Source organism: Alteromonas sp. BL110 (genome assembly GCF_003443615.1).
Classification (GTDB): Bacteria; Pseudomonadota; Gammaproteobacteria; order Enterobacterales; family Alteromonadaceae; genus Alteromonas.
In genome coordinates, this window is the sequence record NZ_CP031967.1 from 1,868,738 (window position 1) to 1,886,451 (window position 17,714).

The 17,714-nt window shown below is 45.7% G+C and carries 17 protein-coding genes; 4 read left to right on the plus strand and 13 right to left on the minus strand.

Translation table 11 applies throughout. From position 1 onward, the window contains the following. Positions 1–162 precede the first annotated feature (162 nt). Together D1814_RS08165 and D1814_RS08170 are read left to right on the plus strand one after the other, a co-directional pair. Positions 163–1,551: an NAD-dependent succinate-semialdehyde dehydrogenase gene (locus D1814_RS08165; RefSeq protein WP_118491234.1), complete on the plus strand. Its 1,389-nt coding sequence runs from the start codon at positions 163–165 to the stop codon at positions 1,549–1,551. A gap of 224 nt (positions 1,552–1,775) precedes the next feature. Next, positions 1,776–2,903 carry an MBL fold metallo-hydrolase gene (locus tag D1814_RS08170; protein WP_118495345.1) on the plus strand — a complete coding sequence of 376 codons (1,128 nt, stop codon included), beginning with the start codon at positions 1,776–1,778 and terminating at the stop codon, positions 2,901–2,903. 278 nt (positions 2,904–3,181) lie between these two features. On the opposite strand, the gene D1814_RS08175 is transcribed toward D1814_RS08170, so the two are convergent. From D1814_RS08175 to gspC, 13 genes are all read right to left on the minus strand, one after another. After that, positions 3,182–4,615, minus strand: coding sequence for a YdgA family protein (locus D1814_RS08175; protein WP_118491237.1), 1,434 nt, complete (start codon positions 4,613–4,615; stop codon positions 3,182–3,184). Positions 4,616–4,701: 86 nt separating this feature from the next. Continuing rightward, positions 4,702–5,457 (minus strand): type II secretion system protein N, encoded by a 756-nt coding sequence (locus D1814_RS08180; protein WP_118491239.1) that lies wholly within the window; start codon positions 5,455–5,457, stop codon positions 4,702–4,704. Continuing rightward, a complete protein-coding gene (gene gspM, locus D1814_RS08185) occupies positions 5,454–5,933 on the minus strand; it encodes a type II secretion system protein GspM (protein WP_118491241.1) in 480 nt (159 codons plus the stop codon). Before gspM ends, D1814_RS08180 begins: the two co-directional genes overlap by 4 nt. Beyond that, positions 5,930–7,129, minus strand: coding sequence for a type II secretion system protein GspL (gene gspL, locus D1814_RS08190; RefSeq protein WP_118491243.1), 1,200 nt, complete (start codon positions 7,127–7,129; stop codon positions 5,930–5,932). Before gspL ends, gspM begins: the two co-directional genes overlap by 4 nt. Then, a complete protein-coding gene (gene gspK, locus D1814_RS08195; RefSeq protein ID WP_232369021.1) occupies positions 7,129–8,091 on the minus strand; it encodes a type II secretion system minor pseudopilin GspK in 963 nt (320 codons plus the stop codon). The genes gspL and gspK overlap by 1 nt, the downstream gene beginning before the upstream one ends. A gap of 107 nt (positions 8,092–8,198) precedes the next feature. After that, positions 8,199–8,825, minus strand: coding sequence for a type II secretion system minor pseudopilin GspJ (gene gspJ / locus D1814_RS08200; RefSeq protein ID WP_118491246.1), 627 nt, complete (start codon positions 8,823–8,825; stop codon positions 8,199–8,201). Position 8,826: 1 nt separating this feature from the next. Then, on the minus strand, positions 8,827–9,255 hold the full coding sequence (gene gspI, locus D1814_RS08205) for a type II secretion system minor pseudopilin GspI (protein ID WP_118495347.1): 429 nt from the start codon (positions 9,253–9,255) through the stop codon (positions 8,827–8,829). A gap of 26 nt (positions 9,256–9,281) precedes the next feature. Next, entirely contained in the window at positions 9,282–9,908 is a 627-nt protein-coding gene (gspH, locus tag D1814_RS08210; protein WP_118491248.1) for a type II secretion system minor pseudopilin GspH, read from the minus strand. A 5-nt stretch (positions 9,909–9,913) separates the two neighbouring features. Further along, positions 9,914–10,351: a type II secretion system major pseudopilin GspG gene (gene gspG / locus D1814_RS08215; protein ID WP_012520130.1), complete on the minus strand. Its 438-nt coding sequence runs from the start codon at positions 10,349–10,351 to the stop codon at positions 9,914–9,916. Further along, on the minus strand, positions 10,351–11,577 hold the full coding sequence (gspF, locus tag D1814_RS08220; protein ID WP_118491250.1) for a type II secretion system inner membrane protein GspF: 1,227 nt from the start codon (positions 11,575–11,577) through the stop codon (positions 10,351–10,353). Before gspF ends, gspG begins: the two co-directional genes overlap by 1 nt. Continuing rightward, positions 11,578–13,137, minus strand: a complete 1,560-nt coding sequence (gene gspE / locus D1814_RS08225) for a type II secretion system ATPase GspE (protein ID WP_118491251.1) — start codon at positions 13,135–13,137, stop codon at positions 11,578–11,580. A gap of 1 nt (position 13,138) precedes the next feature. Then, positions 13,139–15,184, minus strand: a complete 2,046-nt coding sequence (gene gspD, locus D1814_RS08230; protein WP_118491253.1) for a type II secretion system secretin GspD — start codon at positions 15,182–15,184, stop codon at positions 13,139–13,141. 115 nt (positions 15,185–15,299) lie between these two features. After that, the gene (gene gspC, locus D1814_RS08235) at positions 15,300–16,214 is read right to left on the minus strand and encodes a type II secretion system protein GspC (RefSeq protein WP_118491255.1); all 915 of its coding nucleotides are present in this window, start codon (positions 16,212–16,214) and stop codon (positions 15,300–15,302) included. Between the two features lie 128 nt (positions 16,215–16,342). Here gspC and hslR point away from each other — a divergent pair, with 128 nt between their 5' ends. Further along, positions 16,343–16,747, plus strand: a complete 405-nt coding sequence (gene hslR / locus D1814_RS08240) for a ribosome-associated heat shock protein Hsp15 (RefSeq protein WP_118491257.1) — start codon at positions 16,343–16,345, stop codon at positions 16,745–16,747. 23 nt (positions 16,748–16,770) lie between these two features. Continuing rightward, positions 16,771–17,670, plus strand: a complete 900-nt coding sequence (gene hslO, locus D1814_RS08245; RefSeq protein WP_118491259.1) for an Hsp33 family molecular chaperone HslO — start codon at positions 16,771–16,773, stop codon at positions 17,668–17,670. Positions 17,671–17,714 lie beyond the last annotated feature (44 nt).

Below are 17,714 nucleotides of genomic sequence, written 5' to 3' on the forward strand. Positions count from 1 at the left end.
TTACCTCGATAGGTAATCTTTTCTGATTTTAGTTTTATTCTCACTCGCCTTTCTAGCTGTGGGATTACTCTATGTACTTGAATATGTTGTGAAAAATGTTTTTTGGCAGTTTGGCTTTTTAGTTGCACCTCCACTCTAACAAACGGATTAAGGAGAGTGACAATGAGTGAGACAATTAATACCTACAACCCTGCTACAGGGGAAAAGATCGATCATTATCATTTGATGTCAGTTGAAGACGCCGAGCAAGCGGTAACACGCTCCCAAGAAGCTTATTTAAATTGGCGCCGCACGTCATTTGAAACTCGCGCAGATCTATTCAAAAACCTCGCGGATTTGATGGAAGAACGTATTGACGATCTGGCCAGCCTGATGACCCGCGAAATGGGTAAAGTGACAGCGCAGGGCAAGCAAGAAGTGCAGTTGTGTGCTCAGATTTGTCGCTACACTGCTGAGCATGGAGCATCATTTTTAGAAGACGAACACCGTATTTTTGAAGGTGGGCGAGCAATCATCACCTATCAACCTATCGGCGTTATTTTAGGCATTCAGCCGTGGAATTTCCCACTTTATCAGGTTATTCGCTACAGCGTGTCGAACATCATGGCAGGTAATACGACAGTACTTAAACACGCTAAAAACGTATTTGGTATGGCGCAAGCCATTCAGCAGATGTACGAAGATGCTGGTTTCCCGAAAAATGTATATCAGTCGTTATTAATTAATGGCGGTACGGCAAGCGATTTAATTAAGCATAAACACGTACGCGGCGTTACCTTTACCGGCAGTGATGAAGTAGGTAAGCAAGTAGCGAAAGAAGCAGCGAGTTTATCGAAGAAAACCGTGATGGAGCTTGGTAGTAATGATGCCTTCTTAGTACTTGAAGATGCCGATATCGATCATGCGGTAGAAATGTGTATTCAAGGCCGTGTTATCAACAATGGTGAAACTTGTGTAGCGGCTAAACGCTTCGTAATCGTGGATAGCGTTTATGACGAGTTCAGAGATAAGTTTGTAGCGCAGTGTAAGAAGCTTAAAGTAGGCGATCCAACAGATGAAAATACTGATCTTGGGCCTATGGCGAGAGAAGATTTACGGGATGAACTTCATGAGCAGGTGAAAAAATCAGTAGAAGCTGGGGCGAAACTTACCCTAGGTGGTGAAATCCCGGACGCTAACGGCTACTTTTACCCAGTAACTGTGCTTGAAGACGTATCATCTGGTATGCCGGCGTATGATGATGAACTGTTTGGCCCTGTTGCGTCATTAATTCGAGCTCGTGACGATAAACAAGCGATGGAAGTCGCAAACGATTCGCGCTATGGACTAGGTGGCGGTATTTTTAGTACAGATACTGATAAAGCAATTTCATTGGCGAAAGATGAATTTGACACTGGCATGGTAAACATTAACGGGTATTCTCTAGCACAACCGAACCTACCTTTTGGCGGTGTGAAAGATAGTGGTTATGGCCGTGAGCACGGTGGTTATGGTATGCGCGAATTCGTAAATATCAAAACCATTATGGTAGCCGAAAACGCTGCTGAGTGATTATTAGTTAAATCAAGCCATTAGCTAAGTAAAACCATTAGCTAAGTAAAAAATTATCTAAAAATGGGGCATATCTTACGTGCCCCATTTTTTATACCTACCTTTATATTTGCGAACTTTCGACGCTACTTTTAGGTTTCAATGGAATAATTTTGCGCCCATCTTCGGTCTTTTCCTTTGATATGAATGTATAAATTTTTATAAAGCGACACAGGGCGATGGCGATGAAGGTCTTACATAGACAGATAAGCGGTATAGGGTTAATTACTGAGATTAAGGACAATAGAAGGTCCAGTAAGCGCGAGAAGCTAAGCCTAAAGGCGCGCGCGGGCTCGCTGAGCATCCTAGCTGCTACTGCTATATTGTTGTTTTCTTCTGTTGCGTTGGCATCGTCTAGTGCCTTACTTCAAACATCATCCCAATCTGATATATCACCTCATACATGGTCTCAACAATCGAATCATCAAAAAATTGAGAGTACAAACGCCTCATCTATGGCTTGTGGTAAGGTCGCTGTGCAGGTGTTAGGGTCGGGCGGACCTGAATTGGATGATGGAAGAACATCTAGCGCCTATTTAGTCTGGGTTGAAAACGAAGCCCGTGTGTTGATAGATGCTGGCAGTGGAAGCAGTGTCCAGTTCGGCGCCGCGGGAGCGACATTTGAAACCCTCGATGTGATTTTACTTTCCCACTTACACACCGACCATTCAGCTGATTTACCTAGCTTCGTGAAAGGTGGCTATTTCACCAATCGCGAGAAAAGTTTATGGGTAATGGGGCCAGACGGTAACCATACTATGCCCTCCACTAACGCCTACGTATCATCGTTAATTGGCGAGGAAGGCGCGTTTAAATACCTGTCTTCTTACACTATCAAAGGGCAAGACGACTACACAATATCGGCAAAAAGCGTTGCAAACGCTTCATTAGAGGAACCCTTTGAATACGCAGTGAATAGTGACATTAGCGTTGAAGCTATGTCGGTAAATCACGGGCCTATACCAACACTTGCGTGGAAAGTTAAGGTTAACGGATGTGAAGCGGTATTTTCTGGTGATACTAACGATAAAGAGGGAAACCTGTCCCGCTTTGCTAAGAATGCTGACCTTTTAGTGCTGCACAACGCGATTGACGATAACGCGGGACGTGCTGCGAAGAATCTGCATATGACACCATCACAAATCATCGATATCGCCGCCCAGTCTAAAGCAAAACGCATCGTGCTGTCTCATATTATGAAACGAAGCGAGTTGGGTCTAGACTCACTTACAGAGGCTATTACGGTTGTGGCCGAAGGACGTGTATACGCTGCTCAAGAATTGATGAATATCAAGCTGCTTGATGAAAACTAGCCGCAGTTTCAAGTAGAAAACTCACCCCCGCATCCCTGTAATAAGAGTGTCGGGATTTGCGGGTTTTGGAGGTTTAAAGCTGAGTCGGTGGGGCGAACCAAAAAAAAATGCAGAGCGTTTGGGCTCTGCATTTTTAGATAAGGCATGTTTAATTCAGTCTAAATAAGTCAATGTATCGCGCGATTAACGCTTTGTGTTAACCGTACTTTTAACTGTTCTTTCAACCGTACTTTTTACCATATTTAGCTTTTCGGGTATTTAAAATACTGTTCTACTAGTTACTGAGGCGCAAAAGGCAGCGGAATAGGCGTGCCGTTAACGCTGGCTTTGCCGTCTTTAAGTTCCAGTTTTGTCTCGTAACCCTTCTCAGTTTCTTTTATCAAGCCTTGCTGAGCAAAGGTGTTTAACATCATTGGTATTTGCTGCTCTACTGCGGCTTCGAGTTCTTCTGCCGTCATGTTTTGCGCTTGTGGTGTTGCCATCAATTGGCCCATCATATAACCAGACGCTACGCTATGCGCAAAGGCCTTGTCAGCGGTTATTTGTGCATCGGCCAGTAAGTGTGTTACCCAATAAGTCACATCTTCCATCGTACCCGGTAGCGAATCAATGCCTACTAGCTTCGTATTAGCATTGGCGGTAAATGAGCCTTCAGGTAAGGTCGCTTTAAGCGTGGTAATGTTAAGTTCTGGCTCGGCTTTAAGTTGAGGAAGTAAGTTAGCCTCAACAAACTCCATCATTTTAGCGGGAACTTCTTCTGAAGGGATCATTAAAGATGTGTTGCTAAAGTCTTGATAGGCCTTGATGAAATCTACATCTAAGTTGTTTAGGGCAACGCCTAACACCATATCAGAGGCTTCTAGCTCTGGCCCCACAACCTTATCAATGGCGTATTCCACATACACGTTGGCGGTGTTGTTGTCTTCATCAATGTCAGTGTCTGTAATCAGTGCAATATTTTCTAGCTGCACCGTAGCGCCTGCTTCAAGGCCAGATACTTCCATGGTTTCGATGAGCGCTTCAATTTTAGATTCAAATAATTCGCCCTTGAAAGCTCCCATCATGCCGCCGTCATAGGCTACATCCATAGATAAATTAGCCATTTTCATTGAAAACTCATCGGTGTTTATAGTTAGCGACTCGCCAGAGGACGTATATAAGGTTTGCCCTCCATCAGGCTTCGCTTCACCTGCATAACCGGAAAATAGCAGAGTAAAGCCTTCTTCCTCATTAGTAGCGCTAAGGGCCGGAACTACGTCTTCATAACTCAGACCGCCAAATAAACCAACCACACCTTCATTGTGATAGATGGACTGTTGCGCATCCCATTGAACGTACTCTCTTAATTCATCACCATCAATCGACACCGTGTAATGAACGCGCCCTAAACCAATGCCGTCACCAAAGTACACAGGACCGTGATGAGCAACCAAAGTAGCAGTAATGTTAGGGTTTTCGTCTAAAGGCATTTCTGCTGCATCGACATTTTGCGCATTGAAAAGCGCTTGAAAGTCTATAGCAAGTTTGATTTCCGCTTTTGTTGAGAACCAGCCTTTGTCGTACGAGAGTACTTCGGCTGAATAAACAGCCTGTTCGTTAAGTCCGTTTACTGCAGCGTTAACGTTATCTTCAACGCTAGAACCGATGAAATAAGGGGCAATACCAAGCGCAACTAAAGTCACGCCAGCGCCAGCTAAAAGAGGTTTGTTCATTGTACAATCCTTTGTTGAGTGTGTTTCCTAGTGGCCCTAGTATGAAAACTAGGGCGTCTTCTGTGATATTAATTGGGTTTAGCACGTTAAAGCTTAATTGGGATATAGCCACTGCTATTAGGCGCACCAAATAAGCGAGCCGCTTGATGTACTTCGTTTGGCAAGCTATCGTCGGGTTTAAATTTACCGCTAACGCGGATATTTTTCATGTTGGTAGGAATAACCGCGTCCATAGATAAACTTAACAAGTTAGGCTCGCTTACCATTATGCCAATGTCTTTCCCTTCGCAACGAAGTTTCGCTGAGTAAGTACCGAAATCAATGGGCCCTTGGGTACCCGCAACCGTCGCGTCTAACCAGTCTCCTGTGCCATCTAGCGATTCACACGCTGGACCAAAGGTTAATTCATTTAACGAGACTTTAAAGCGTCCGCCTGCATTGACAGGTAAGGGAAGGCGAACTTGTGCAAGTACTCTATCTACAGGCAAGTACAGCGTAAAGTTCTCGGTATTGATTGTATCTTGGCTGAAAAGCCCTGTGGTAACAGGCCCTTCAAACGCGATGTCGTTTTTATCGCGAATATTACCTGCTTTAAGGTCTAGCTTAATTTTACCCAGTAACATGTGAAGTGGGCTAAGTTCCCACTTTAGGTTGTTAACAGACAAACCGTTAACCACTAAGGTCTGTGCTTTACCAGAAAATAAGGTGCCACTTACTCCGCTTACCGAGACATTATTCGGCAGTGTTACACGACCAATAACCTGTAGTGCGGGCATATAAGCAATAGCAAACAATAGGAAGGCAAGAATTCCGCCTATGATCCAACTAACTTTCGACTTCATGCTTTACCTAACTGTAGTCGGCGAATTTTGATATAGCCCGGCGCATCCGCTTCAGCTATATCGGCTTGAAGAATAACTACGCCCATGTTTTCCATGGCCTTAAGCCACTCTAGAACCGCATTAAATGGCGCTTGATCTACCCATACTTGAAGCTCATCACCTTGAGGCTGCATACGGGAAATAGCAATATCATGTTGGGCGGTTGTTCGGTTCACTGCTTGCGGTAACGACCCCGAAAAAGCCCGCTTACTGCCTGTGCTTCGACGTAACTGTTGTGCGCGAGCAGCGCTGTCTTTTACCCAAACTAAAAGCGACTGTTGGTTATCTAGCAGCTGTTTTTGTTTATCTAGCGCAGCATTAAGTGGTGACCAAACCGCAAAATAAAACAGTGCGATTACTACCATTACTGCAGAAATTAGCACTAACTTTTGTTCTCGTTCAGTGAGGGCTTTGTATTTTTCTAAAAGCGCGTTCACAACGTACTCCTTACTGACACTGTACCCACAACGCCATTGTCACGATTATTAATAGCACCCTGTTCAACCACAAAACCCACGTTTTCAGCGCTGCGTTTAAACTGTTCCAAGGCTTCAAAGTTTTTGCCCTGCGCCTGAAGTCGAATTTCTGTGCGGGTAGCGTCAAAGCGCAATGTTTGCGGCTTAACGTCTGTGGATGCAAACGCGGGGGCCAGCTGGTCTAACATGATAAGCATAGAGGCATCCCCGCCACCCTGCTCTAACTTGGCAAGTTCGCTTTGTAGCTTCAACCGTACGTTGCGATAGGTACCAATGTTAGGAAAGCCGGCTTTAACTGCGCTACTTATTTCACTGCTAAGTGCTTGGTTTTGCGACTTTAGCTGATAAAGAGTAACGCCTTTATCTACTAAGCTAGTACACAATGCAAGTACAGCGAGCACAGCGGCTACACGCCACTGGCTAAGCACACCGCTGCGCTTACGTTTAATTTTGTACTCGCCCTGGCACAAGTTAAAGCTGTTTTGCATGGCTTCTTTAGCCAATACTTGCATAGGCAATTCAAGTGGGGCCTGTGCTTCTTCAATATTCGGCAGACTGCTTAAATCGATACCTGCGTAGTTCGTGATAGTCACAGGCGCTTCCTGCTGCGCAGTAAAGTGTATTAATGTAGGAAGCAACCAAGTTTGTTCGCCTTGAACCCCTTTAAATTCATCTTGGCGAACCAGTAGCTGTTCACCTAAAGTCAGTACCGACCAGCCGTTTTCGGTAACTGGAACAGCGAGTACGTCAGGAATAATGGTGTCGCAGAATAACTCTGCTTCGCTTAGCCAAGTTTGCCACTGCTCCATTTTTTCGTGGCTAACCACAGCAACAGCTTGTTTGTCGCCGCGCTTAGGGCCAATGGCGAAAAACTGCTGGCTAATGTCGGTAGCCAATTCGTCTTCCAGCATAAATGGAATGGCAGAGATAATTTTGCGCCCTGCTTTGGGCGGCAGGTCTACCCATTTAAGCAGTATCTCGCTGCTAGGTGCTAACGCAATAACGCTTCGCTGACCAGCGCGCTCAGTGAGCGTAGATAAGTCTTGTGCACTGGGTAGTTCGCCAGAAGCAATGATCTCGTCTTCAGATTTTGAATAAACGAGCCAGCTTATTGGGTCGGTGTAGTTGGCGCCTAAACGCACCAATAATTGTTCCATTAATAGGTTCCCCCAAACTCGCGATTCACAATGCTAACGCCACTATCGGCACTTGCATGAAACACGGTGGAAAGCTTAAAGGTTGCTTTGTTGTATTGTGTTTTTGTATGCAACATAAAATATTCAGTTTTAACTGCAAACCATTCTTGTCGAGAACTTGTTAGGTTAAGCGCTTGAATAGATGGCTCATTTAAAAATGCATTCGTATCATCCCACCCGTTTTGCGGACGGCTGCTGAGTAAACTCGCAGCTTGCTGTATATCAAGCCCTGTTAAACCCGCTAGCAGTGGCGCATCTTCTTCTTCTAACGTATTAACGTTTATTTTCAATTCACTGTAATCTGGGATCACGCAAACCAAAGGCATTAAGTCGCCCAGCCACGCTGGTGATACCCCGTTAATAATACGCAATTCACTTTTCGATGCCAGTGGTCCGTTAGCCGCAAGGTATGCAAACTCTCTTGACTCATACTCGCTGTCCTCTGCGCCATAGGGGCGCATACTATCATCTTCATCCACCCAGTCTGCTAAGCTGTCGCGCAGTGTATCGGCGGTAAAGTTATCCAGCCCATCTACACTTAGCGATAGCAGCATGGTGTGGAAGGCTTCCATAGCTTCGGTGGTATTACTCGAGGCGCTATTTTCGTCATTCGAAGCACTACCCGATGTTATCGCGTTAAGATTAAAGCAAGCTTGAAGGTCTTCTAAATTAGCCGTTAGGCCACCGTTTTCTAACGGATAGCTAAATTCTTGTGCCCAAGGTTGGTCAATAGAAATAGTATCTGGGCTTTCCTCTATCAGCGACTGAATTGACTTGCGTGCGAAAGCTTCGGCGCCCATGGCGTACCAATAGGCCTGATTATTATCTTTTAAATTCATAGTGCGCTGCACTTGTAGCTGCAGTCGCGTGCCCATTTCTGTAGCCAGCACGGCCACTAATGCCACAATCATCAGCACAATCATTAGTGCCACACCCTTTTGCTTCGCAGGTGGGCTAGACAGTAGACGCTTACATGTTGCAGCCTTAGCGCGCGTATGGTTTTTTAAAAAGCGTGTTCCTGTGTTTGGCATTATGACGATTCACCCGTGGTTAAGGTGAATTCCCTTCGAATTTTGCCAAAGTCTTTACTTACAAACTCTATCGCGACTGCCCGAGGTAGTGCCGCGCCTTTGTAGCTTTCACTCCACGAGATATCCTCGTCTTCATCTAATGAGCTGCTGCTCGAGGTGGCGAGAAACTCAATTTTTAAACTTTCAACGTCTTCTAGCAGCACCCGTACTTTGGGTTCGTAGCCAATAACATTATCCACGTAATTGCTATAAAGACGCTCAAGCTTGTTTTCTTTAAGCCTGTAGGCAACAAACTGCAAGGTACTTCTTGGCAGCATTAGCTGCGGATTGTGCCAACCGCCTCGCACAAAACCAATACCATCATCATCGCTGTCGTCGGTTTCCCCACCTGCCATTACCACATCTTGCTTTTCACCGTTTACACGAGAAGCGCGAGGCACAGCTTGTTGCAGATCTCGTTCAATAGTGATCATGGCCCGCTGTAGCAATTGGAGCTTGGCAAAACGCTCTTGTGAAATATCATTACTGTCGATAACTGTGGTGAGTAAGCCCGTTGACGCCAGCCCGATGAGAGTGAATATGGCCATGGCAATCAGTATTTCTATAAGCGTAAAACCGCGCTGCATGCTAGTTCCCCGCCGTTGGCTTAGCCACAAAGGTGGTAACCGATGTCACTGAGCTTTTGTAGCTTTCGTCTTCGCCTACCGAAACGGTAACTGCACGTAAGTCGTTATCGTTGGTCTTCGCAACGGTTTGTTGCCAGTACCAGGTGCGGTCTGCCATTTCCATGGTGCCTTTTAAATTATTTTTTGGCGGCCAGGTAGTATCTAGCTGAAGTTGGTTTAGGCGGTTGCTCGCCACCCAATTGGCAAAAGTGACAGACTCTATTTGGCCGACGCTAGATAAATGCTCACCAGCTGCTTTAAGTACCGCTGTACCTGTTAGTGCAAAAATAAGCAGGGCCACCATAACTTCAAGTAGGGTTAAACCTCGTTGCTTATGGCGTTTATTATAAGCGCCGCGCTTTACAAGTGTACTTACGGTGGTAGAGCTCATACGGGGCGCACTCATAATAGACAGTTTCATAGTGGACGCTCCAGGGGACCTTCAAGCACTAAAGGCGGTAAGTCTTGGTTTTGTAAGCTGTAGTAGACAGGGTCGTCGCCGTCATCGCCTTCATAATTAAACGATAGGGTAAAAGGTGTAATTTCTCCGCTCGACATAATCAGCACTTGCGGTGGCGGTAGCTTTTTCTCTTCTTCTTTACCTATTTCAACGCCTTCGTCAGAAACACTTAGGTTCTCGTCGAATAATTCTCTGTCAAATAGTCTATCTTCAACATCCCATGGGAGGTCATCTAAATTTAAGGTGAAGGTAAAAGGTTCGGGTAAGGTGTAAGGCTCGTAGGTTTTTTCGCCTTCGATACGCTGCCACTCATCATCGTCGTCTAAGTAAACGAAGTAGTATTCGTTTTTGTTGGCTTCAAAACGCACGCCCAGCTGCTGCTGATTTAACACCGCAAAGTCGCTGGCCATATCAACAATCACCTGTAGACGTTGTGCTTGGTTTTTTAATAGGTCTGACTTACTTGCGCCGAAGGCGTTAAACATAACGTAACCCGCCGCCAAGCCCATAAGCAGCAGTACCAGCATGACTTCTAATAAGGTAAAGCCTGCTTTATAAGCCGATGTACTGCTGCGGTAGCGCATATAGGTTAGTTCAAGTATTCGTTGATGTTCCAGTTACCAATGTCGTCATCAGTACCCGGCTCACCGTCTGGACCATTAGAGAAAATATCCACTACGCCAAGCTCTCCCGGACTAATTAACGCATATGGGTTGCCCCATGGATCTTCAGGTAGACGCTTGATAAAGCCACCTTCTGGGTAGTTGCGTGGAATAGGGTCGATAGTCGGCGCTGTTACTAGCGCGTCCAGACCTTGTTCAGTGGTTGGGAAGCGGTTGTTACGCAGTTTGTACATTTCAAGCGCACTTTCCATTTGCTGAATGTCTACCGCGGCCTTTTTAAGCTGCGCTTCCTCTTGGTTACCCAAAATTTGTGGTGCAACCATCGAGGCCATAATACCGATGATTAGAAGTACGACCATGACTTCAATCAAACTGAAACCAGAACTGCGATTAAGTGTTTTCATTAAATATTCACCATGTTGTTCAATGCTAAAATTGGTTGCAATATTGCCATAACGATAAACAAGACAATGCCTGCCATCGATACAATAAGTAAGGGTTCAAATACCTTAAGTGAGACACCAATAAGCGCTTCGAATTCCCTATCTTGATTATCTGCGGCGCGAGATAGCATTTGCTGTAGCTCGCCGGACTTTTCACCTGATGCAATCATGTGCATCATCATTGGCGGAAACATTTTCGTGTTATCTAACGCGGCGCGCAAGCTGGAGCCTTCTTTGACGTTGACTGCCGCATCGGCTACTTGATTTTTAATATGCTGATTTTCCAATACATCGCCTGAAATACGCATAGCTTCGAGTAGCGGCACTGCGCTGGCACTTAGTATACTTAAGGTGCGAGCAAAGCGTGCGGTATTTAAGCCCCGCGAAACTCTGCCAATTAAAGGCAGGGTTAAAAGTGCTTTGTGATAGCGTAGTTTCATGTGCTTTTGCTGCAGCACGCGCTGAATAATAACAATAAGAACGCCTATGCCGATAAGCATAAATAAACCATAGTTTTGTAGCCATGTACTTACCGATATAAGGAATTGGGTGATGCCCGGGAGGTCTTGCCCCATGTGGTCGAACTGGCCAACAATTTTGGGCACTACTACGGTCAACAGCAGCAATACGATACCCATTGCAAAGAACAGCATCAACGACGGGTAAATCATCGCTTGAGTGATTTGGCTGCGGGTTTGCTGTCTGCGCTCTGTGTAGTCAGCTAGCCGATTAAGCACGGTATCAAGGTGACCTGATTTTTCGCCAGCTGCAACCATTGCACGGTATAGCTCATCAAAAACGCTGGGAAACTGTGCAAGCGCGTCGGCAAGGCCGTGGCCTTCCACCACTTTACTGCGTACCGCCATCATCATGTTCTTCTGACGGGGCTTTTCGCACTGTTCGGCAACAGCAAGTAGTGCTTCTTCAACAGGAAGTGCTGATTCGACAAGGGTAGCAAGTTGGCGTGTAAGAAGCGCTAAGTCCGATGCTGAAATACGTGGCTTAAACAATGAAAAAGCAAGCCCTTTGCCTTCGGTTTGTGACCGCTCTGCAACTTGCTCGACTTCTAACGGAATTAAGCCTTTTTCACGCAGCTGTTGACGCACCTGACGGGCATTATCGCCTTCAAGTACCCCATTTGTATTTTTACCGCGGGCATTAACCGCTTTATAAGCGAATGCCGCCATTTAGTCTTCCCTCGTTACTCGAAGCACTTCCTCAAGAGAGGTTTCTCCTACTAGCACCTTGCTGCAGCCGTCTTCACGAATGCTTGGGGTCGAGGTTCTGATATAACGTTCAATAGCTTGTTCGCCCACGCCTTCGTGCATCATTTCACGCACTTTTTCATCAACTAACAACAGCTCGTGAATGCCGGTACGGCCACGGTAACCAGTTTGATTACACGCTGCGCAGCCATGGGGTTTGAAAATAGTGGTGTCGCTCGTCGCAATTTGCCCTAGTACTTCAAGTTCAGAAGCGTCTGGTGTATGTGGCTTTTTGCATTCTGGGCAAAGGGTACGTACAAGTCGCTGTGACAATACGGCCAATAAGCTAGATGACAGCAAGAAAGGCTCAATACCCATGTCTTCTAGACGGGTGATAGCACCTGCTGCAGTATTGGTATGCAGTGTAGATAGTACCAAGTGACCGGTTAAACTGGCTTGAACAGCAATTTGCGCGGTTTCGATGTCGCGGATCTCACCCACCATGACTACATCAGGGTCTTGACGCAAAATAGCGCGAAGCCCGCGGGCAAAGGTCATATCTACACGAGGGTTCACTTGTGTTTGACCAATACCTGGAAGGTCAAATTCGATAGGGTCTTCAACGGTTAATATGTTTCTATCCCGCGAGTTAATTTCGGTTAGCCCTGCGTACAGGGTGGTACTTTTACCCGAGCCTGTTGGGCCGGTAACCAAAATAATGCCGTGGGGCTTTCTGATCAGAGACGAAAAATGGTTTCGGTTTTGAAGCGTCATGCCTAAATCTTCTAGATTCAGACGCGCATTGTTCTTATCTAGAAGGCGTAGCACCACACGTTCGCCATGACTTGACGGCATGGTAGAAACACGCACATCCACAGCGCGACCGGCGATGCGAAGCGTAATACGACCATCTTGAGGTACGCGTTTCTCAGCAATGTCTAATTTCGCCATTACCTTGATACGCGAAACCAACATAGATGAAAGCTTGCGGTTAGGACGCAAAATCTCCCGTAATACACCGTCTACGCGGAAGCGAACTACAAGCTGATTCTCAAAGGTTTCTATGTGAATATCCGACGCACCCTCTTTTATCGCTTCGCCTAACATGGCATTTATAAGCTTGATGATAGGTGCATCATCTTCACTGTCTAGGAGGTCTTCAGTGTCAGGCAAGTCTTCGGCAAGGGCGAACAAGTCGCTTTCATTGCCAAGGTCTTCCATTAGCTGTTTCGCCGCAGAGCTATCGCGCTGAAACGCACTGGTTAATAGGTTTTCAAACTCGTCAGCAGGGATAGTTTTAGGTACAAACGGTTCCCCATAAAAGCGCCTAACTTCAGCAAATACATCGAACGGCGTATTTTCTGTAAAATACAGTATAGCTGGCGTCTCGTTGGTTTCCAGCAACACTTGGTTGCGCTTAGCAAAACTAAACGATAACTGCTTAGGGCCGGCTTCTTCTTCGGGTAAGCCAGTCTCTTCACCCATGGCTTCTAGGGCTTCTTCTTGCGCCTCTAGTGCTTGAGTAAGTTGTTCATCCGCCATACTACTCATTGCCTTCTTTTTGCTTCTCTTTTTCTGTCAGATATTCTTCAAAAGAAGGAGGAAGCGACAATTCATCGTCCCAGTTCGGCATTGTAGGTGTTTCCGCACTTGGCATTAGCGTAATACCTTCCTGCTGACGTTTAAGCTGAAGCGCACGCATATAGTTATACTTACGGTGGCTAATAGCGTTCATAGTCGCACCATCACGGACAATAGTCGGCTTTAAGAACACCATTAGGTTGCGCTTACGTTTAGTGGTGGATGTACTTTTAAACAAGTGACCTAAAATAGGAATATCACCAAGCAAAGGAACTTTCGAAACACTTTCTTGTACGTCTTCATCAATCAAGCCACCTAGTACAATAGTGCCACCATCATCAACGATTACTGTGGTCTTGATTTCACGTTTGTTGATTGAAATATCTACTGAAGTTGCACCGCTTACGCTCGACACCTCTTGTTCAATCAATAGCTGAACGGCATCGCCTTCGTTAATTTGTGGCGTTACTTTTAGCTTAATACCCACTTCTTGACGGTCCACCGTTTGGAACGGGTTAGAGTTATTCGAGCCCGTAGTGGTACCGGTAATAATCGGTACTTCCTGACCTACAATGAAAAAGGCTTCTTCGTTGTCCATCGTAGTTAGGTGAGGTGTGGCAAGGATATTGGAATTGGTATCAGTGCTTACCGCTTGGACAACTGCACCCCAGCCATTTTCGATAATACCAGCAATTAATCCATTAGCTCCGCCTAAAAGGCTTGCTAGTGAAGTATAGTCGCCCTCATCAGTGGTGGTAACGGTTACCACTTCACCGTCATCGGTAACATAGGCTTCGGTGTCTGTATCATCTTCTGCTTGTTTAAGGGCTACCGCTAATGAACCTACGGGAACTACACCGTTGCTAAATTGCGTGCCGCCACCTTGTTCTGAAACCCACTGTACGCCAAATGTGTTGCCATCGCCTTCAAACACTTCAACGATAATGGCTTCAACTTGTACCTGCGCACGGCGAATATCTAGCTGTCGCACCACTTCCTCAAGCGAGCGCATCATGTCCGGTTCGGCGGTGATTACGATGGCGTTAGAGTCTTCATGTGCGTCAATGCTGATTTCGCGGTTCGAACTTGCTCGGCGTGAGGTGGTGCCGCTGCCTTGCTCTTCTGCTTGAATGCTGGCCGATACGCCTTGAAGTACCTTAACTAGATCTTCTGCTTTTGCGTAGTTAAGGAACAATACGCGAGTGTTGCCGTTAGACTCAAGCTCTTGGTCCATACGCTGAATAAGGTTAATAAGACGCTGACGCGCTTTAACATCGCCACTTACGATAACCGAGTTAGTTCTATCGTCAGCTACCACGCGAGGCTCTGACTTTGCGCCGGTATTCGCTTTGCCTTGCGACTTATTGATGCTTTCGATAATTCGCACCATTTCAGATGCTGACGCGTAGCGAAGCTTTACGATTTCCACTTCTTCATCGCCTGCGCGGTCTACCCGTTCAATGATTTCCACAAGACGATTCACCACCGCGGCGCGGCCTGTCAACATCATAACGTTTGATGGGTCGTGACTTACCACGTTACCACCACCTGCTTGATCGTTAAGCTGTCGCAAAATGGGAGCAAGCTCACGTACTGGCACGTTATAGACCGGTACAACGCGGGTAATAAACTCATCGCCGTCTTGTTGCGCCCCTTCCACTACTGGAATATTAGAGGTTTTTGCGTCTTTTGAACGTACAACTTTTAAAATACCGCTAGGCATTTCAACTACCGCGAAGTCGTAAACTTGCAGTACATTTAGGAAAAATTGATAGTATTGATCTTCATTAAGCATGTCATAACTGCGTACGCTAATTTTGCCGCGTACGTTAGGGTCGACAATAATGGTTCGCTCAAGGTTTTTGCCAACAATATTGATGAATTCATTAATGTCAGTATCTTTGAAATTAGGCATGTATTCAGCGGCTGTCACCGAGAAACACAGAAGCGCCGTACACATAGCTGTGCCTAAGCGAGATAATAATTTGTGGCTAGTGCGCCTTTTCATTCTAACTTCCTTCATTTCCTAACATGTCGATGGCTGAATTGCTTGTCAGTTACAGTGCTGACCTCATACAAACGCTTACTAGTAAAAAAGCGAGCCGTTACCGTTTTAGTTGTTGTTACGCCTCGGGTAAATCTAAGTAGAGCGTGGTTAAACTGCCATCTCGAATAATCGTTAATTCTATATTTTGTGCATTGCGTAGCTCAGACAGTGCCTCTTGCGATTGTTGCAAGTCGGTAAGGTCTAACCCATTTATTTGTGTAATGACATCGCCAGCTTGAAGTCCGGCCGATTTGAATAACTCAGGCTCTTTCCCGGGACTAACTTGATAACCAATAAGCTGGCCTTCCTCGGTTTTCGGCGATATGGAAATAAAATCTGTAAAGCTAGCAGGCCGCTCACGAAGTGCCGCGGTTGCTTCTAATGCTTCTTCGCTTAACTGTGATCTATCTTCTTCCTGCTTTGATGCTGGGCGTTGTCGGGTCTGTGTTTCACGGCGACGATTAGCTTCGTCGTAATCAATGCCATCTAGCATCAGGGTTTCGTTTCTTACCCCGTTTTTAATAATGACGCGATCGTTATACACTTTCTGCAGCGTGGCATTGGTGCCTTCAATTTTTTCGCCTAAACCATAGACCGCTTGGCTTCCACGGTTTTCAATAATCGCCGTACCAGCTTCTTGTTCTGAACTTGCTACTACACCTGTTAGAGTTAGATTCAAACGCGTTTCAGGAGCATCGGTTACTTCAGCAACGGGTTCAGCGGGTTTAGCTGCCGCATTACCAAATAAATTCAGCTGTTGTATTTTCGCTATGTTGACCCCACTTTTGCCTGATGACGATGAAATAACCGGAGCTCGGCTTACTGTGGGTGTCGCAGATAGTTGAGGTTCAGGTATAATTCGCCACACGAGTTTGGCAGCAAACGCAATTAAGTACAGGCTAAGCAGAACCACTACTATGGTATGTAGCTGTTTTTGATGCTGGCTTAGATAAACAACCAGAGATTGTGAATTGGGTTTATTGAATGTCATGCTGCCACTGATGGTACTGCTTTATTATAATATAGTGAATTTTTGGTTAACCGCGCTTTAGCAAACCCATAATAGCCTAGTAAAGGTGAGGGTCAAACACTAAAGCCGCACCATTACGAAATTATTACATGAGCCAATCGGAAAATAACAATACACCACAAAATATTAGGCTGGACAAGTGGCTATGGGCTGCAAGGTTCTTTAAGACTCGCGCCATCGCTAGAGACATGGTGCAGTCGGGAAAGGTCCAGTACAACGGGCAACGAGCCAAACCTGGTAAGCATGTAGAGCTTGGTGCCATGATTAAAGTTCCCGCCGGATGGGATATTCGTGAAATAAAGGTGCTAGGCTTAAGTGATAAGCGTTTAAGTGCGCCTTTGGCGCAGGCGCTTTTTGAAGAAACGGCTGAAAGTGTAACAAAACGTGAAGAAAACCAAGCCGCTCGAAAAGTGAGCGCGTTTCACAGTCCCAAACCAGATCATAGACCTGATAAAAAGCAGCGACGACAGATTATTAAATTTAAGCAGCAATAATTTGCTGCTCAACAGGATCATTTATGAGCGATTTCGATAAATTACACCGCTTTCTATTTACTCAAGCTAACGTTCGAGGCGAATTAGTACGCCTAGATGAAAGCCTGAAGAACATAGTGCACAGCTACGAATACCCAGTGCAAATTCAAACCTTGCTAAGTGAAATGGCGGCGGCGACGTCACTTTTAACGGCAACGCTTAAGTTTAAAGGTGAAATTTCACTGCAAATTCAAAGCAAAGGGCCAGTAAGTTACGCGGTATTAAATGCAACACATGAGCAAACGCTTCGCGGTGTGGCACGGTGGGATGAGACACTGGATACACTGCCAGATTCTTTTTCTGAACTATTATCGCAGGCCGTATTGGTTATTACGATTACACCAGATGAAGGCGAGCGTTATCAGGGCGTAGTAGCTTTAGATAAACCGTCTCTTGCTGAATGTATTGAAGGCTACTTTGCGCAGTCGGAACAGCTTGCAACCAGCGTTCATCTAATGACAGACATGAGTGACCCCAAAAACGCGAAAGCGTCGGGTGTGTTACTTCAGGTCTTACCTACCGATGCCAGCGCCACTGATGTGTCGCAAGCCAATGAATTTGCTCATATCTCTAAATTGACTGAAACGTTGACCAAAGAAGAGATGTTTTCTTTGTCGGTTGAAGACATTTTATATCGTCTTTATCACCAAGAAGACGTGGAAATGTATCCAGCGAAGGACGTAACCTTTGCCTGCTCATGCTCAAAAGAGCGCAGCGCAGAAGCACTTCGTCACGTTGAGAAGTCTGAACTTCACGCTATTATTGCTGAAGAAGGCGCAATAAAGATGAACTGCCAATACTGTCATACTGAATATCGCTTCGATAGTATCGATGTAGAGGCTATTCACAGCGGTAACTTCGACGTATCCTCTTCTAATCAGTAGCTATTTTAGTCAGTAAATGGTTTTAGGCATTAGCCACAAAGCAA

Coding starts and splice junctions, on each gene's coding strand:
- D1814_RS08165 (WP_118491234.1), top strand. CDS start 163: ATGAGTGAGACAATTAATACCTACAACCCTGCTACAGGGGAAAAGATC.
- gspF (WP_118491250.1), bottom strand. CDS start 11,577: ATGGCGGCATTCGCTTATAAAGCGGTTAATGCCCGCGGTAAAAATACA.
- D1814_RS08175 (WP_118491237.1), bottom strand. CDS start 4,615: ATGAACAAACCTCTTTTAGCTGGCGCTGGCGTGACTTTAGTTGCGCTT.
- gspC (WP_118491255.1), bottom strand. CDS start 16,214: ATGACATTCAATAAACCCAATTCACAATCTCTGGTTGTTTATCTAAGC.
- hslO (WP_118491259.1), top strand. CDS start 16,771: ATGAGCGATTTCGATAAATTACACCGCTTTCTATTTACTCAAGCTAAC.
- gspE (WP_118491251.1), bottom strand. CDS start 13,137: ATGGCGGATGAACAACTTACTCAAGCACTAGAGGCGCAAGAAGAAGCC.
- hslR (WP_118491257.1), top strand. CDS start 16,343: ATGAGCCAATCGGAAAATAACAATACACCACAAAATATTAGGCTGGAC.
- D1814_RS08170 (WP_118495345.1), top strand. CDS start 1,776: ATGAAGGTCTTACATAGACAGATAAGCGGTATAGGGTTAATTACTGAG.
- gspK (WP_232369021.1), bottom strand. CDS start 8,091: ATGATTGTGCTGATGATTGTGGCATTAGTGGCCGTGCTGGCTACAGAA.
- gspG (WP_012520130.1), bottom strand. CDS start 10,351: ATGAAAACACTTAATCGCAGTTCTGGTTTCAGTTTGATTGAAGTCATG.
- D1814_RS08180 (WP_118491239.1), bottom strand. CDS start 5,457: ATGAAGTCGAAAGTTAGTTGGATCATAGGCGGAATTCTTGCCTTCCTA.
- gspD (WP_118491253.1), bottom strand. CDS start 15,184: ATGAAAAGGCGCACTAGCCACAAATTATTATCTCGCTTAGGCACAGCT.
- gspJ (WP_118491246.1), bottom strand. CDS start 8,825: ATGCAGCGCGGTTTTACGCTTATAGAAATACTGATTGCCATGGCCATA.
- gspL (WP_118491243.1), bottom strand. CDS start 7,129: ATGGAACAATTATTGGTGCGTTTAGGCGCCAACTACACCGACCCAATA.
- gspI (WP_118495347.1), bottom strand. CDS start 9,255: ATGAGCTCTACCACCGTAAGTACACTTGTAAAGCGCGGCGCTTATAAT.
- gspH (WP_118491248.1), bottom strand. CDS start 9,908: ATGCGCTACCGCAGCAGTACATCGGCTTATAAAGCAGGCTTTACCTTA.